Genomic DNA, 16761 nt, shown 5'->3' on the forward strand with positions numbered 1-16761 from the left:
TAGCCCACGGCCCGGTGACACGCGCCCGCGGTTGGGCGTGCGTCACCGGGGTGTTCGACGCGTTAGGTCGTCTTCTTGCCCTGGGCGCGGCGTTCGGCCCGATTCACCGGGGCTGCGCCCTCAGTTTTCTGCCCAAACGCTCCCCGCTGGGGCGGGCCGGCGGCTTCGGCCGGCTCGTCGTCGCTCGCCGCGACGGTAGCTGTGCGCCTGGCCCGGTCCGTGGCGGCCTGTTGGATCTGGCCGCGCTGGTTGCGCACCTCGACTCCGCCGGAATCGCTCGGTGCGGTGTAGCTGAGCTTCTCCTCGGGGGCGTCGGCCGGGGCGAGTCCCTTGGCCGCGACGACCGGTCCGGCGACGGCACCGGCACCGGCGGTCACCTCGACGTCGAGATTGAACAGGAACCCGACGGTTTCCTCACGAATCTGACCCATCATCTGCTGGAACATGGCGAAACCCTCGCGCTGGTATTCCACCAACGGGTCACGCTGGGCCATGGCGCGCAGTCCGATGCCGTCCTTCAGATAGTCCATCTCGTAGAGGTGGTCGCGCCAGCGACGGTCGATCACCGAGAGCACGACGCGGCGCTCCAGTTCGCGCATAGCGGGTGCCCCGAGGGACTCTTCGCGGCGTGAATAGGCGAGCTTGGCGTCGGAGAGGATCTCACGGCGCATGAAGTCGCGGTTGATCCTGCCCTTGTCGCCGGCCTCGGAAACGACCTCGTCGATGGTCAGGCCCACCGGGTAGAGGGTCTTGAGTTCCGTCCACATGGCGTCGAAGTCCCAATCATCTCCATTGCCGTCGCCGGCGTGCACATCGAGCACCTCGTCGATGACGTTGGTGAGGAAGGTCTGGGTGCGCTCGTGCAGGTCGTCACCCTCGAGGATGTGGCGGCGGTCACCATAGATGGCCTCGCGTTGCCGGTTGAGCACGTCGTCATACTTGAGCACGTTCTTGCGAATCTCAGCGTTGCGCCCCTCGACCTGGGACTGGGCGCTGCGAATGGCTCGGCTGACCACCTTGGATTCGATCGCCATGTCGTCCGGCACGCCCTGCCGGCCCATGAGGGCCTCGGCGGCACCGGCGTTGAACAGCCGCATGAGGTCGTCGGTGAGCGACAGGTAGAACCGGCTCTCGCCCGGGTCGCCCTGACGCCCGCTGCGACCGCGCAGCTGGTTGTCGATGCGGCGCGACTCGTGCCGTTCGGTGCCGAGCACGTAGAGTCCGCCGGCCGCGATTACTTTCTCCGCTTCTTCGGCGACGTCGGCCTTCACCGCGGTGAAGACGTCGTCCCAGGCGAGTTCGTATTCGTCGGGCGTTTCGACCGGGCTGAGGCCTTTGCCGTTCATCTCGGCGACGGCGAGGAATTCGGCGTTTCCGCCGAGCATCACGTCGGTACCACGACCGGCCATGTTGGTGGCGACGGTGACCGAACCGAGCCGGCCGGCCTGCGCGACGATCGCGGCCTCCCTGGCATGGTTCTTGGCGTTGAGCACCTCGTGGCGCACGCCCTTCTTGGCGAGCAGCCGCGACAGGTATTCGCTCTTCTCGACGCTCGTCGTGCCGACCAGAACCGGCTGGCCGGCTTCGTGGCGTTCGACGATGTCTTCGACGACCTGACGGAACTTGGACTCTTCGTTCTTGTAGATCAGGTCGGACTGGTCGATGCGCTGCATCGGCTTGTTGGTGGGAATGGCGACGACACCGAGCTTGTACGTGCTCATGAACTCGGCGGCTTCGGTCTCGGCTGTTCCGGTCATGCCGGAAATTTTCGAGTACAGGCGGAAATAGTTCTGCAGGGTGACGGTGGCCAGGGTCTGGTTCTCGGCCTTGACCGCAACGCCCTCCTTGGCCTCGATCGCCTGGTGAATGCCCTCGTTGTACCGTCGTCCCATGAGAATACGGCCGGTGTGCTCGTCAACGATGAGCACCTCGCCGTTCATGACGACGTAGTCTTTGTCTTTCTTGAACAGGGCGTTGGCCTTGATGGCGTTGTTCAGGAAGGAGATCAGCGGTGTGTTGGCCGACTCGTAGAGGTTGTCGATGCCGAGGTAGTCCTCAACTTTTTCAATGCCGGGTTCTAGCACGCCGATGGTGCGTTTCTTCTCATCGACCTCGAAGTCTTCGTCGGCGACGAGACGCTTGGCCAGGCTGGCGAATTCGTTGAACCAGCGGTTCGCTTCACCCGACGCCGGCCCGGAGATGATCAGCGGGGTGCGTGCCTCGTCGATGAGGATCGAGTCGACCTCGTCGACGATGGCGAAGTAGTGTCCGCGCTGCACCATGTCGCTGGCCTGCCAGGCCATATTGTCGCGCAGGTAGTCGAAGCCGAATTCGTTGTTGGTGCCGTAGGTGATGTCGGCCGCGTACATCTCGCGACGCTGCGCCGGGGTCTGACCGGAGAGGATGCATCCGGTCGTCATGCCGAGAGCGCGGAAGACGCGACCCATCAGTTCGCTCTGATAGCTCGCGAGGTAGTCGTTGACCGTGATGACGTGCACGCCGCGGCTGCTGATCGCGTTGAGGTACGCGGCGGTAGTGGCGACGAGGGTCTTGCCCTCACCGGTTTTCATTTCGGCGATGTTGCCGAGGTGCAGGGCTGCTCCGCCCATGAGCTGCACGTCGAAGTGACGCAGCCCCAGGGTGCGGGTGCTGGCCTCCCGCACGGCAGCGAAGGCCTCCGGCAGCAGGTCATCGAGCGATTCGCCATTGGAGTACCGTTCCCGCAGGGTGACGGTCTCGTTTTTCAGCTCGTCGTCGGTGAGCTCATGGAAGTCTTCTTCCAGCGCGTTGATGGCTTTCGCATAGTTTTCCAGGCGGCGCAGAACGCGGCCTTCACCAACACGAAGAACCTTTTCAAGAATTGACGCCACGAATGTACTCCACTAGTCAAACGGTGCGGGCAGGTACTGCGGCAGCCCAATCGAACTACCGCAGCACACGCCTGCACCTCTCGTCTGGCAGATGCCAGAGCACCGACCTGGTCGGCGGCTAAGGCAATGCTAGTTGGTCAGTTGGCACGCCCGCTGGCAACGGGCACAGCCTCCTGCAGCTCCTCGCCCGAACCGTCGAGTTCGATGACCCCGTAGTCCCAGCCCTTACGCCGGTACACCACGCTGGGACGTTTGGTCTCCAGGTCCTGGAATAGGTAGAAGTCGTGGCCGACGAGCTCCATGAAGTACAGGGCATCGTCAACGGACATCGGGGCTGCCGCGAAGACTTTGCGACGGATGACGACGGGGCAGTATTCTTCCTCTTCGGCGACGGCGGGAGCATCCGCTTGCACGATGGGAATCGCGCCGGTGCGTACCCGTTCGAGAGTTTCCGGGTTGGCCGGTGTGATGTCGATGACGCTGAAACCGACCGCGGACGCCTCGTGCAGCGAGGTGGGACGGTGGGCGCCGCCGCGGTGCACCTTCTTGCGGTCCTTGGCCCGGCGAACCCGCTCGAGCAGACGGCCAAGAGCCACATCAAAAGCGGCGTACTTGTCGGATCCGTCAGCTTCGGCCCGCACCAGAGGACCCTTGCCGATCAGGGTGAGTTCGACTCGATCGTTGCCGGCGGCAGCACCGTTCTTCTCGTGGTGGCGGCTGACCTTGATCTCGAGCGCGAGGGCTTTCTCGGCGAGGAGGGCGATTTTCTCGGCCTTCTCCGTGGCGTACTCGCGGAAGCGATCAGTGATCCCCAGGTTGCGTCCGACGATGTTAGTTTCCATGACGACCTCCAGTTTGGCGGACCGCCCCAAAACCGGGCGATCATTGCGCGCCTTTGTCTCCACCGTAGCCGTGGCGGTGAGATATGTCACAGTATTTGTCGATCAGTTTGCCCAGAGCTCGAAGACGGCGGCAGCCGACGCCGTGTTTGCGCCAGTGTGGCCAGGCCGACGACGATACCGCCCGCAGCGAACACGGCGCGCCGCGCCTCGAGCAGGGTCGCACCGGTGGTCACGATGTCGTCGACGAGGATCACCCTCGTTCCATTGAGCGGATGCCGCGCGACGAGGCTGTTGCTTTTGTTTGCGACGCGCGCCGCGCGGCCGAGGCCGACCTGGTCGACGGATTCCCCGCGCTGCGCGAGCGCCGGGATCGGGTACAGCCCAGCCCGGTGCAGCAGGGCATCGACCGGGTGGTAACCGCGCAGGCGCCAGGCCAGGCGGGACGAGGGAATGGTGACGAGCTGGATGCCGCCGCCGTTCCCACGCGGGACGGCGGCGAGCGCGGCCACGATGGCCGCTCGCAGCGGCGCGGCGAGCGCACCGGCGGCATCCGTTCGACCACCGTCTTTGTAGGCGGCGATCACGTGGCGGGCCACCCCTTCGTAGCTCAGGGCCGCCCAGACGAGTGCATCGTCGCGCGTGACCGAATGCACCGCCGGGAGCAGGGCCAACCGGCAGCTTGAACACAGGGCGCGGTCGAGGGCACCGCAGCCGCTGCACGCGGTCGGCAGGACCGTGGCCCAGGCATCCAGTCCCGCAGCGGTCAGTCGAGTGCGCAGCCCTCGCATCATCGGGCCAGTCTTCCGCGTGCATGCGGCGTGCGGGGCGCCAACTCTCCACCCGTGCAGGAACGCCTCTGGCACCGCCTGGGGAGGAGACGGCCGACCGGCTAGCTGCCGAGGCCCTGTTGGGTGGCCAGCAGGATCACGTCGTCGATGCGGGCCTGCCAGCCCGCTCCCCGCTGCACCTCCAGGCTGCCGGTGTCGGTGATTACGCGCAGGTCGCGCACGGAGTTGCTGCCGACGATGAACCGGCTGCTCGCCGGGGATTCCAGGACGGAGCTGACGCCGCCGATCTGCTGCGCCACGATGCGTGCCTCACCGCTCGGCAGGGTGCTGAGCGACGCCACGGTCAATTCGTCGATCCAGGTTGCGTCGAGGCCGGCCCCGCCGCCCGCCGCCAACAGCACGGGCGCGCCGAGGCCGGTCGGCGCCTGCTCGGTGCGAATGATGGACGCGACGACGAAACGGGTCTCCGAGCCGGTGCCGAGCAGGGCGATCAGCCGGGCGCCGTCCCTCGAGATTTTCAGGGCCGTGATCGAGGTGGCTTCGGGCCACGGCGTCGGCAGCACGGTCGCCTCTCCCGTTGGGCTGTAGACGACCAGGGCGGTCGGATCGTTTGACGGCACCGACCAGACGAAGCGGTCGTTGTCGATCGACGGCGCCAGGAGCCCAGCGCGCGCGTCGAGCAATTCGGGCTCGCCGCCGTCACGCACGACGTAAACGCCGTCGCTGTTCAGCACGGCGGCTGAAGCCTGGCCAGACGCCAGCGTCACCGCGGTGGGGGCCAGTTGGGCGATGGTCGCAGACAGCCCGTCCAGCGGGGTGACGCTCTGCCCGGTGGCGGCCAGAAAACCGAATTCGTCCCCGCGCAGCACGAGGGCGCGGGCGTCCACGCGCGGATCGATGACGGGAGCCCCGGTCTCGACGTCGTCGATGGCCTGGAAGTTCTGGTCGATGGTGATCTCGACCGTGAGGCCGGACGGCAGGCTCGCCGCCAGCTGCGCTTTCATGCGCTGCAGCGTCTGCCGGTCAGCGTTGAGTGCTTCGCTGTTCAGGTCGACCATGGCCTGGCGCCCAACCACCTGTACGGCGTCGGCGGTGAGCTTGGAGCCTTCCGGAAACGCCGTGGCGACCGCTCCGGTCAGCCAGGCGCTCGGTCCGTTCAAGACGGCGTTGACCAGCTTGGTGGGAGCGGATGCCCCGCGCGGAAACCAGCGCAGGTCCGGAACCAGGAACCGAAAGCCGGGATCGTAGAAGTACACGGGTTGGGCGCTAAACACGTCGTTGAACGTGTTTTCGTCGATCACGGTGCCGTTCGGGGCAGAGCTGATGCGCCATTGGCCGCCGATCTGCTGAAACTCGTAGCGTAATGGGACCGGACTGGCGTCGACCTCACGGTATTCCCCCGCCTGGTCGACCTCGGCCACCGGCGTGACGGCAACCAGGGTGGTGCCGTCGTCGATGACCGTCAGGGTGCGCCCGGAGCCGTTGTCGACGGTGACCCCCGCCGTGGCATCCCAGCTGGATTGGAAGGCCGGGGCCAGGAACTGGCGGGCGATGTCGTAATTGTTCTCAGGGCTCGAGGAGGCGTCGATGAAGCCCCGCAGAATCGATTCCGGCGCGGCATCCTTTTGCGGCAGCGCCGGCAGAAATACCGGGGCTGGATTGTCGTCGGGTGCGATGTCGTTGCCGGCGTGCACCGCACCGTCGCGCGGAATGCCGGTGCAGCCCCCCAGACCGACGGCGAGGCTGATGGCGACGAGCAGCGCCGGGAAGACGCGGCGGCGAGGTGTGCGCTCAGTCATGTCGCCCTCCGCCCGGCACGGGCATCTGCCCGGCGTCGCCGAGCACGGCGGTGGCGTCGGCGGTGGCGTCGGCGGGCGGCAAGGGGATCGGTGACGCTTGCAGCACGGCACCGGCCACGCGGGGCAGCGTCAACCGAAAACACGATCCTTCTCCCGGACTGGACCAGACCTGCAGCCAGCCGTTGTGCACACTCGCGTCCTCGCGGGAGATGGCCAGCCCGAGGCCGGTGCCGCCGATCGTGCGTTGGCGCGAGGGGTCGGCCCGCCAGAACCGGTCGAAGACGTGCGCGACCTCGGCCTGGCTCATTCCGAGGCCGTAGTCGCGTACGGCGAGCGCGACAGCATTCGCATCGCTGTCGACCGACACGACGACGGTTTTACCCTCACCGTGCTCGATGGCGTTGCCGATGAGGTTGTGCAGCACCCGGCGGATGCGCCGCGGATCGACGTCCGCGTTCAGATACCCGCCGGGAGCCACCAGGCGCAGGTCGCTGCCCTTGGACTCGGCGAGGGATCGCAGACTGTCGATGGCGTCTTCGGCGAGGTAGACCAGGTTGGTCGGTTCACTCTCGAGTTCAACGGATCCGGCGTCGTAGCGGCTGATTTCGAGCAGGTCGCTCAGCAGCAGCTCGAACCGTTCGACCTGGGTGTGCAGCAGCTCAGCGGTGCGGCCGGTGGCCGGCGCAAAGCTCGCCCGCTGGTCGTACAGCACATCGCCGGCCAAACGGATGGTCGTCAGTGGTGTGCGCAGTTCGTGCGAGACATCAGACACGAACCGTTGCTGCACCTCGGACAGGTCGGCGAGTGCACGAATCTGGCTTTGCAGGCTGTCGGCCATGCCGTTGAAGGAACGGGCCAGCGTCGCAATGACGTCCTCACCTTTTTCGGGAATGCGCACCTCGAGATCACCGGAGGCGAGTTTCTGGCTCGTCTCGGCGGCCACCCGCAGGGGCGTCACGACGAAGCGAACGACGATCCAGGTCACGGCGCCGATCAGCAGCATGAGGGCAACGCCGGCCACCCCGAGGGTTTGCTGCACGAAGAGCAGGGTCTCTTCCGCGTCCTTCAGGCTGTAAGCGATGTACAGCTCGTAGCGGCCGGCCACCGGAACGGTGATCTGCGACCCCACCACGATGCCGGGAACGGTCGTGGCGTCATCGCCGGTGAGGGTGACCGACTGCCAGAACTGGTCGCCGATATTGGCCTGCACCTCGGTGCGCAGTTCGGCCCCGATCACGCCGGTGGACTGTCCGAAGGTCGACGAGTCGAGCGGTGCAACGGTTGACGAGTCCTGGCCGGGCACCCGCAGTACGGCAACCAGTCGGCTCGATGAGGCCGCCGAGATCGAGGTGCGCGCCGCGCTGAGCAGGTTTTGCACCTGCACCCGGTCGGTGGCATCGGAAGAATCCAACAGGCTCTGCGCTGCACTGGTCGCGCGGTCGGATTCGAGCAGCACCTGGCTGAGTCGCGATTGGAACAGGTCGTTGCCGATGCTGGCCGACATGTACACGCCCACCAGCAGAATCGCCACGCCGGAGAGAGCGACAGAGATGGTCACCGTACGGAATTGCAGGGACGAGCGCCACGACGCGCGCACCAGCCGGGGCCAGTTGCGCGGCCGTCGCCAGTAGGTCAGCTGGGGCATGGTGCGGCCAACCGTTTCTGCGGGGGTCGCCGGGGGGCCATCTGCGGTTCCGCCTCGCTAGCTGGCCGTGCCGGCGCGGTAGCCGACTCCGCGCACCGTCATGACGATCCTGGGATTGTCCGGGTCGTGCTCGACCTTGGCGCGCAGCCGTTGCACGTGCACGTTCACGAGCCGGGTGTCGGCCTTGTAGTGGTAACCCCACACCTGTTCCAGCAGCATTTCGCGGGTGAACACCTGCTGGGGTTTGGAGGCGAGGGTCAGCAGCAGGTCGAATTCGAGCGGAGTGAGGTTGATCGCGGCCGTTCCGCGGGTGACTTCGTGCCCAACCGCGTTGACCACGAGGTCGCCGATGTGCAGCGCGAGCGCCCCGTCGGCCGCGGGCGGGCGCAGACGGGTGCGAATGCGGGCGACGAGCTCTTTGGGGTTGAACGGCTTGACCATGTAGTCGTCAGCCCCCGACTCGAGCCCCTTCACCACGTCGGTGGTGTCGGACCGGGCGGTCAGCATGATGATCGGCACCCCAGATTCGGCGCGGATCAGCCGGCACACTTCAATGCCGTCGAGGCCGGGCAGCATGAGGTCGAGCAGTACCAGATCTGGCTTCTCGGTGCGAAACGTCTCGAGGGCGAGCGATCCATCGGCACAGAAGCCCGGGGTGAAGCCCTCTCCTTGCAAAACGATGCCGATCATCTCGGACAGGGCGGTGTCGTCGTCGATCACCAGAATGCGTGCGGTCATGGGTCTCTTTCCAGAACAATTTCGTGGTGTGTTCTGATTGTGCGCTCAGCAGATTGCCCGATGAGTAGGGCAAAGTCTGGCATAAGAGTAGCCGAGCGCGCTGACAGAGTGCCTCAGAGCGCATTTCTCGATCGACCTGTGCCAGCATTGAATAGTGACAGACTCCTGGCAGGCTCCCGACGCCCCCGTTCCCCCGCGCTACGGTCAGTTCGCGGCGCCCGCCACGCCCGATCAAGGCGGTCCCTTCAGCAGTGACCCGGGGCAGGGCTGGGCTCCTCCGCCCAAGCCGGGTTTGATTCCGTTGCGGCCGATCGGGTTCGGTACGTTGCTCGGCGCATCCTTCCAGGTGCTGCGTCGCAATCCGAAGGCCACCTTCGGGAGCGGCCTCATCGTGCAGGCGGCGATCATGCTCGTCACCGTGGTCATTGTCGGCCTCGTCACCTTCTGGGCGCTTGATCGCATCGACAGCGCTCCGCTCGACCAGAAAGATGCCGTCACGGCCGGATCGGTACTGATCGGCGCGCTGTCTTTGATCATTCCGGTGGCGCTGTCCCTCATCGGGTCGGCGCTGTTGCAGGCTGTCATCGTGCTCGAAGTGGCCCGCGCGACCCTCGGCGAGAAGCTTCGCCTCGGCGCCCTGTGGCGCCGTGCGGCGACCCGCCTCTGGCCGCTGACCCTATGGACTCTGCTGCTCACCCTCGCGCTGCTCATCGGCGTGGCTGTGATCGCCGGCATCGTCGTGTTGTTGGTCAGCGTGGGCGATGTCGCCGGCATCGTCGCCGGCGTGCTGGTCGGAATCTTCGGCGGCCTGCTGCTCGCGGCGGCGAGCGCCTTCATCTATACCAAGACCAGTGCCGTTCCGAGCCTGATCGTGCTGGAGAAGTTGGGGGTGCGGGCATCCGTTTCTCGGTCGTGGTCACTGACCCGCGGCTACTTCTGGCGCACCCTGGGCGTGCTGCTGCTGGCCGGCCTGATCGTGCAGGTGATCAGCCAGATCGTCACCACCCCGGTCTCGTTATTGTTCGGTGTGGGCACCGTGCTGGTGGACCCGACCGGCGCGTTCGCCGAAGAGTCATCGATTCTCAGCGTGGTCGTCAGCCTGATCATCGCCATTCCGGTGGCGGCCGTCGCGGCCGTCGTGCAGTCGGCGGCCGTGGCCCTGATCTACCTTGACCTGCGCATGCGCAAGGAGGGCCTCGATCTGGAACTGGCCCGCTATGTCGAATCCACCTCGCAGGGCGGCGACGTGCCCGACCCCTACCTGATACCGGCCGGTTCCGGCGGATACCCGGCGGCATGACCGCGTTCGGCCTGGCGCAGCTCACAGCGGTGGCCGGGCGGAGGATTGTCGGCCTCGCCGGTGATGTACCGGTGGCTCCCGACGCGCCCGAGGCCCGCCGGTGGTTGCGGGAGGAACTCGCCAAGGCTCCCTACGAAGCGGCCAGGCCGACCTGGTTCGACCGGGCGTCGCAGGGTTTTCTGGACTGGATCAACTCGCTCGCCATCAGCGGCGACGGCAGCCTCGCTGACTGGTTGCCGATCGTTGTGGTCGTTCTCATCGTCGCGGCGCTCGTGGCGGGCTGGCTGCTGTTCGGCGCCCCCCGGCTGGCGCGGCGACGCCGGGCCGGCAACGACCTGTTCGGCACAATCGACCAGCGCAGCAGCGCCGAGATGCGCACGGCGGCCGACGCTGCGGCCAGTCGCGGCGACTGGAGCCTGGCCTGCGAGGAGATCTTTCGCGCCCTGGCCAGGGGCCTCGCCGAACGCACGGTGCTCTCGGTCACCCCCGGCACGACCGCTCACGACTTCGCCGCGCGAGCCCGGCTGGCCTTCCCGCCAAGCGGCCCCGCCCTCGCCCTCGCTGCGGACACCTTCGACCGGGTGCGCTATCTCGAGCAGACCGCGCTCGAGCACGACTATCGATCCCTGGCCGCGCTCGAGGCCGAGCTGCGGGCCGCGTCGCCCGTCACACTCGCCCCGCTGGCCGCGGCAGGCCGGCCATGAGCGCAACACTCACAACGGATGCCGCCGCCCTGAGTTCCGCCGGTGGCACTCCCACGACCGTGGCAACACCGACCCTGCGCGCGTTGCTGCGCCGCTCCTCCTTCTGGATTTTCGCTTTCGCCGGCATTGTGATTGTCGCCATCGTGGGCGTGTTCCTCTCCGGCGGCAGCAATGCGGCCGGCCGCGCCCTGGCCGGCGACAACGCGGCGCCGGCCGGGTCGATGGCGCTCGTGGAGGTGCTGCGTCAGCAGGGCGTCACCGTGACCCTGGCCGACTCGCTGGTCGAGGTGCGCGACGCCGTCGGCGCTGATTCCACCGTGCTGCTCTACGACGAGAACGGCTACCTCGACGCCGGGCAGCTGACCGAGCTGGCCGAGGGAGCGGCGCGTACCGTTGTCGTCGCGCCCGATTTTCTGGCCCTGCAGGCGCTCGCCCCGTCCGTGGGTTTCGGCGGTGTGTCCGACACCGCATCGCTCACAGCTGACTGCTCGGTGTCGGCCGCGAACCGTGCCGAAAACCTCCTGCCGGGCGGGGACACCCTCTCGATACCGGAGGGCGGGCATCCGCTCCTGACCGGCTGTTTCGCCAGCGACGCCGAGACCTTCTCGCTGGTTCAGGTAGAGAGCGCGACCGGCGGCCTCGTCTCGCTCGTGCCGGACGCACGCGTCTTCAACAACGAGAACGTGACCGGCTACGGCAACGCGGCGCTCGCCCTCGGACTGCTCGGGGAGAGCGACTCGCTCGTCTGGTACCTGCCGACGCTGGCCGACCTGCCCCGAACCGGGCCGCCGTCGCTCGCCGAGCTGACGCCGGGCTGGGTCAGCCCCGTGGCCGTGCTGCTCGTGCTCGCCGCCGTCGCCGCCGCGTTCTGGCGTGGCCGCCGGTTCGGGCCGCTCGTGGCCGAAAATTTGCCGGTCACGGTGAAGGCGAGCGAAACCATGGAGGGACGGGCGCGGCTGTACGCGCGCAGCAACGCTCGACTGCGCGCGCTCGATGCGCTCCGCGTCGGCGCCGTGCAACGCCTCGCCCGAGCCGTCGGCCTCGGCCGCCTCGCCCAGCTGGACGAGGTCATCGGCACGGTCGCCCGGATCACCGGCAGCGCACCAGCCGAGGTGCGGCGGGTGCTGGTCGACGCGATTCCACACTCCGACGCGCAGCTGATGGCGCTCTCCGACGCCCTGCAGGCCCTCGAACAGGCGGCCTGCCGGGCCGTCAAGGCCGGAGTGGTACCTGCTGCCGAGGCGGCGGCATCCGCTTCTCGTGAATTCTCACCCCCTCCAGCCGAGAGAATGGAACCATGACGACTCCCACGGACCTGATCAACACAGCGCCGACCGGCGCAACGGATGCCGCAGCGCTGCGGGCCGCCCTCAACCGGGTGCGCACCGAGGTCGGCAAGGCCGTCGTCGGGCAGGACGGCGCGGTGACCGGGCTGATCATCGCCCTGCTCGCTCGCGGCCATGTGCTGCTCGAGGGCGTGCCCGGCGTCGCCAAGACGCTGCTGGTGCGCACGCTCAGCCACGCGCTGAGCCTCGACACCAAGCGCATCCAGTTCACACCCGACCTGATGCCGGGCGACGTGACCGGGTCGCTCATCTACGACGCCCGCGCCGGGGAGTTTGAGTTTCGCCAGGGGCCGGTGTTCACGAATATCATGCTGGCCGACGAGATCAACCGCACCCCGCCGAAGACGCAGTCCGCGCTGCTCGAGGCGATGGAGGAGCGGCAGGTCAGCGTTGACGGCGAGTCGCTGAAGCTGCCGGAGCCGTTCATCGTGGCCGCGACGATGAACCCGATCGAGTATGAGGGCACCTACACGCTGCCCGAGGCGCAACTCGACCGGTTTCTGCTCAAGCTCGTGCTCGAGGTGCCGCAGCGGGTCGATGAGATCGAGGTGCTGCGCCGCCACGCGGCCGGCTTCAATCCGCGCGACCTCGCCGGAGCCGGCGTTGCCGCGGTGCTCGGCGCGGCCGAACTCGCCGCAGCGCAGGCAGCCGTCGCCCGCGTCGGGTCGAGCGCTGACGTGCTCGCCTACATCGTCGATCTGGCCCGCGCCACGCGCACGAGTCCCTCGGTCAAGCTCGGCGTCAGCCCCCGCGGAACGACCGCCCTGCTCGCCGCCGCCAAGGCGTGGGCCTGGCTGAGCGGCTACGACTCGATCACCCCCGATCACGTGCAGGCGATGGCGCTGCCGGTGTGGCGGCACCGCGTGCAGCTGCGCCCGGAGGCCGAACTCGAGGGCGTCGCGGTCGATGCCATTCTGCGCGGCGTGTTGCAGCAGGTTCAGGTTCCGATCTAACGATGACGCTCAGCGGACGGTTCGTTCTTCTCGTCGCCCTCGGCGTGGTGCCCATCGTGTGGTTCGGGTCTTCCAGCGAGCAGGCTGCCGGCGTGCTCCTGCTCTGGCTGGTGTTCGTGCTCACGCTCGGCGCCGTCGACCTGGCGTTGGCGGCGTCGCCACGCGTAGTGACGATCGAACGGATGCTGCCGGCCCGGGTTCGACTCGGCGAATCCGTCACGAGCGAGCTGTATCTGACCAACACCGGGCGCCGCCGCCTGGTGGGCGTGGTGCGGGATGCCTGGCAGCCGTCGGCGGGGGCCGGTCGAAATCGCAGCCGGATCGTGGTTCCGCGCGGCGAGCGCCGGCTCGTTTCGCTCACGCTCACCCCGTTTCGTCGCGGGGAACGGCGGGTCGAGCAGGTAACGGTGCGCACGCGCGGTCCGCTGGGTCTCTGGAACCGCCAAGCCACGCTTAATGCGCCGGGGCGCATCCGCGTGTTGCCGCCCTTTCACGCCCGCAAACACCTGCCGTCCCGCATTGCCCGGCTCAAAGAGCTCGACGGGCGCACCAGCGTGATGGTGCGCGGGCAGGGCACCGAATTCGACTCACTGCGCGAATATGTGCTCGGCGACGACGTGCGCTCGATCGACTGGCGAGCGACAGCCCGGCGTAACGACGTGATGGTGCGCACCTGGCGGCCGGAACGGGATCGCCGTGTCGTCATTCTGCTCGACACCGGGCGCACTTCGGCCGCGCGGGTCGACAACGAGCCGCGGCTGGACACCGCGTTCGAGGCCGCCCTGCTGCTCGCGGCGCTCACCTCGGTCGCCGGCGACCGGGTGGATTTTCTCGCCTTCGACCGCCGGGTGCGGGGCCGGGTGCAGGGCGCGACCGGCGCGGCCCTGCTCTCGCAGATGGTCGATTCCATGGCCATGATCGACCCAGAACTCATCGAAATGGACTGGGCTGCCGTTCCCGGCCAGGTGCGATCGATTACCAGCCAGCACGCCCTGATCGTGGTGCTCACCTCCATCGACGCTGCGGGCGCATCGACCGGGCTGCTTTCGGTGCTGCCGCAGCTCACCAAACGTCACACGGTGGTCGTGGCCTCCGTGCTCGACCCGGCCACCGTGCTCGCCGCGGCCACCCGCGGCGGTCGCACCGAAATCTACCGGGCGGCAGCTGCCGAGCGGGCCCTGCTCGACGTGGCCCGGGTATCGGCCGCCATCCGCCAGCTGGGAGCGGATGTCGTCACCGCCTCGCCCGCGCAGCTTCCGCCGGCCCTCGCCGACCGGTACATCGCTTTGAAGGCCGCCGGACGGCTCTAGCGCCGGCGCACCCTCCGACCTCAATTCGTTGGGCGAAATCTCAAGGCTCGATCCACGGCTTGTCGCGACCGCCAGAGGAATGACCGCACCCAGATGGCGCTGCCGGTCAGGCCCCGTAAATGCGCGTGCTGCCCGCTTCGAACTCGCTCAGGTCGCCGGTCTCACCGGCGCGGGTAGCACGGCCGCCGAGCACGATCATGTAGGTCAGGAACGCGCCCAGCGCGACGGCGCCGATACCGATCTTGATCGCCCACGGCCACGGCTGGGAGGTGACGAACCCCTCGATGATGCCGGAGACCAGCAGCACGAAGACGAGGCCGATCGCCACGGTGAACAGGGCGCGGCCGTCTTCGGCGAGTGCCTGCCCGCGGGTGCGAGCGCCGGGGGCGATCCAGGCCCAGAAGATGAGCAGCCCCGCGGCCGCTGCGACGAAGATGGCGGTCAGTTCGAGGAGCCCGTGCGGAGCGATGTAGAGAAAGAACACGTCGCCCTTGTCGTAGGCGAACATGACCGCGGCGGTGGTGCCGAGACCCATGGCATTCTGCAGAATGATGAACGGCACGTACACGCCGACGATGCCGAAGGCGATGCACTGCGCCGCGATCCAGGCGTTGTTGGTCCAGACCAACCCGGTGAACGAGGCTGCGGGGTTTTCGGAGTAGTAGCCGACGAAGTCTTCGTTGGCCAGCTGCGCGAGTTGGGCATCCGTTCCGAGGTTGGCCAGCACCCTCGGGTCGTTATAGGCCCAGACGGCGTACAGCCCGGCAACGACGAAGGTGACGACGGCTACGGCGAGGGTGAGCCAGCGCAGCCGGTACAGGGCCGCCGGCAGCTGGGCAACAAAAAATCGCGGAATCTGAGCGAGCACGTTGGCGCTCACGCCGGTGAAGCGCAGCCGCGCGCGGGACAAACCGACCGACAGCCGGTCACCCTCCAGCGTCGAGCCGGCCGTGGACTTGATGGCGGAGAGCTGGGTGGCGCCGGCCTGATAGCGCTCAATGAGTTCGTCGGACTGGGCACCACTCAGACGCCGCCGGGCACCGAGCTCGGTCAGGCGGTCCCAGTCGGCGCGATGCGCTGCCGTGTATGCGTCGAGATCCATCTGGTTCAATAGTAGACATGAAGGAGACCGCGCGTCCCACTGCAGCTTTTGACCTGAGCCCCGGCGACGAGCTGGTCACCGGAGAAGCCGTCGCGCTCGACGTGCGGCCGGCGAGCGTCATTCTGCGCGCCGCCAGCTCGATCATCGACACGTTGGCCTACCTGGCCCTGTACCTGCTCATTCAGCTGGCCTTCTTTCTCAGCCTCGCAGAATTCACCGATGCGGCGCTCACCCAGGCGGTCTCGATCGCAGCGCTGGTCTTCTCGCTGCTCGTCGTGCCGGTGTTGGTCGAAACGCTCACCCATGGCCGCTCGCTCGGCAAGCTCGCCATCGGCGCTCGTATCGTGCGCGACGACGGTGGAGCCATCTCGCTGCGCCACGCGTTCATTCGAGCCCTGACTGGCGTTCTCGAAATCATCATGACCCTCGGCGGCCTCGCCGCCACCACCGCCCTGCTCAACGGCCGGTCCAAGCGCCTCGGTGATCTGCTCGCCGGGACCTACAGCCAGCACGAGCGGGTGCAGCGCAACCGGCAAATTCCGCGTCAGCTTCCCGAAGCGCTCCTGCCCTGGTCGCAAACCGTGGACATCGCCCGGCTGCCCGACCGGCTGGCCCGTCGAGTCGCGCAGTACCTGCGCCAGTCTGCGCACCTGACACCGCTCACCCGCGAACGCCTCGCGCAGGCCCTCGCGGCCGAGGTCACGCCGTTTGTCTCGCCGCTGCCCGATGCTCCGGCTGAGTATTTTCTGGTCGGAGTCGCTGCCGTGCGCCGCGAACGCGAGTACACCGCGCTCCTCCTCGAGCGCGAGCGTCTCGCCCGTCTCGCCCCGGTGCTGACCGGCCTCCCCCACGGATTCCCGAACCGCTGACAAAACATCGGAAGCAAGCACTCGGTGCGTACTAACTCCTCCGTTCCGCACTGAGAGCCAATGCAAAAGCTGCTGGATACAGCATGCGGACGGTCGACCTAGCAGACAGCCACAGTCCCGCAGTTGCCCGCTGCCCGCTGCCAACACTCGCTCTTACCACCACTGCCGCACGTCGCAGCTTTGCGTAGCGTTCAGGTTGTGGGTGGGGTGTCGGGGTATTCGCGGGGTGCCGAGTTATGGCCGTTGGCGGGGAGGCATCCGCACGCTTTTCGCGGATGTCTCCCGGGCAAGGGCCATTGTTTGAGCTGAGGAGCGGATGCCCTGGCGCCCCGCAGAGGCAAAGCCGGGGTCTCGACACCGCAGCTTAACGAAAACGGGCCACCCTGAGGTGGCCCTGTTAACGCAGAAAGGCCACCCGGGGGTGGCCTTTCTGGTCGTTCTAAGTTAAGTCCGGCGGTGTCCTACTCTCCCACAGGGTCCCCCCTGCAGTACCAT

Annotated in this window: 13 protein-coding genes; 6 read left to right on the forward strand and 7 right to left on the reverse strand. The window is 67.5% G+C overall.

What is annotated here, in order from left to right:
- Positions 1-62 precede the first annotated feature (62 nt).
- The 6 genes from secA to mtrA form a co-directional block, all read right to left on the reverse strand.
- Entirely contained in the window at positions 63-2870 is a 2808-nt protein-coding gene (secA, locus tag E3O25_RS08845; protein ID WP_092111627.1) for a preprotein translocase subunit SecA, read from the reverse strand.
- A gap of 137 nt (positions 2871-3007) precedes the next feature.
- Positions 3008-3712, reverse strand: a complete 705-nt coding sequence (gene hpf / locus E3O25_RS08850; RefSeq protein WP_092111664.1) for a ribosome hibernation-promoting factor, HPF/YfiA family — start codon at positions 3710-3712, stop codon at positions 3008-3010.
- 86 nt (positions 3713-3798) lie between these two features.
- Positions 3799-4503 (reverse strand): ComF family protein, encoded by a 705-nt coding sequence (locus E3O25_RS08855; RefSeq protein WP_092111629.1) that lies wholly within the window; start codon positions 4501-4503, stop codon positions 3799-3801.
- A gap of 98 nt (positions 4504-4601) precedes the next feature.
- Entirely contained in the window at positions 4602-6299 is a 1698-nt protein-coding gene (locus E3O25_RS08860) for an LpqB family beta-propeller domain-containing protein (RefSeq protein ID WP_092111631.1), read from the reverse strand.
- Positions 6292-7944, reverse strand: a complete 1653-nt coding sequence (mtrB, locus tag E3O25_RS08865; RefSeq protein ID WP_134360957.1) for an MtrAB system histidine kinase MtrB — start codon at positions 7942-7944, stop codon at positions 6292-6294. Before mtrB ends, E3O25_RS08860 begins: the two co-directional genes overlap by 8 nt.
- Positions 7945-8001: 57 nt before the next feature.
- On the reverse strand, positions 8002-8682 hold the full coding sequence (mtrA, locus tag E3O25_RS08870) for an MtrAB system response regulator MtrA (RefSeq protein ID WP_092111635.1): 681 nt from the start codon (positions 8680-8682) through the stop codon (positions 8002-8004).
- Positions 8683-8836: 154 nt separating this feature from the next.
- Here mtrA and E3O25_RS08875 point away from each other — a divergent pair, with 154 nt between their 5' ends.
- From E3O25_RS08875 to E3O25_RS08895, 5 genes are read left to right on the forward strand one after another with little or no spacing between them, the layout of a single operon-like run.
- Positions 8837-9982 carry a hypothetical protein gene (locus E3O25_RS08875; protein ID WP_134360958.1) on the forward strand — a complete coding sequence of 382 codons (1146 nt, stop codon included), beginning with the start codon at positions 8837-8839 and terminating at the stop codon, positions 9980-9982.
- The gene (locus tag E3O25_RS08880) at positions 9979-10686 is read left to right on the forward strand and encodes a DUF4129 domain-containing protein (protein ID WP_134360959.1); all 708 of its coding nucleotides are present in this window, start codon (positions 9979-9981) and stop codon (positions 10684-10686) included. The genes E3O25_RS08875 and E3O25_RS08880 overlap by 4 nt, the downstream gene beginning before the upstream one ends.
- Positions 10683-11987: a DUF4350 domain-containing protein gene (locus tag E3O25_RS08885; RefSeq protein WP_134360960.1), complete on the forward strand. Its 1305-nt coding sequence runs from the start codon at positions 10683-10685 to the stop codon at positions 11985-11987. The genes E3O25_RS08880 and E3O25_RS08885 overlap by 4 nt, the downstream gene beginning before the upstream one ends.
- The gene (locus tag E3O25_RS08890) at positions 11984-12985 is read left to right on the forward strand and encodes a MoxR family ATPase (protein ID WP_092111641.1); all 1002 of its coding nucleotides are present in this window, start codon (positions 11984-11986) and stop codon (positions 12983-12985) included. The genes E3O25_RS08885 and E3O25_RS08890 overlap by 4 nt, the downstream gene beginning before the upstream one ends.
- Before the next feature lie 2 nt (positions 12986-12987).
- A complete protein-coding gene (locus E3O25_RS08895) occupies positions 12988-14295 on the forward strand; it encodes a DUF58 domain-containing protein (RefSeq protein WP_092111643.1) in 1308 nt (435 codons plus the stop codon).
- Between the two features lie 106 nt (positions 14296-14401).
- Here E3O25_RS08895 and E3O25_RS08900 read toward each other — a convergent pair whose 3' ends face one another.
- On the reverse strand, positions 14402-15397 hold the full coding sequence (locus E3O25_RS08900; protein ID WP_092111645.1) for a stage II sporulation protein M: 996 nt from the start codon (positions 15395-15397) through the stop codon (positions 14402-14404).
- Between the two features lie 17 nt (positions 15398-15414).
- On the opposite strand from E3O25_RS08900, the gene E3O25_RS08905 reads away from it, so the two are divergent.
- Positions 15415-16266, forward strand: coding sequence for an RDD family protein (locus E3O25_RS08905; RefSeq protein WP_134360961.1), 852 nt, complete (start codon positions 15415-15417; stop codon positions 16264-16266).
- The last annotated feature ends 495 nt before the right edge of the window (positions 16267-16761 follow it).

It is taken from the genome of Cryobacterium sp. TMT1-3 (assembly GCF_004402315.1).
In the GTDB taxonomy this organism is placed as follows: Bacteria; Actinomycetota; Actinomycetes; order Actinomycetales; family Microbacteriaceae; genus Cryobacterium; species Cryobacterium luteum.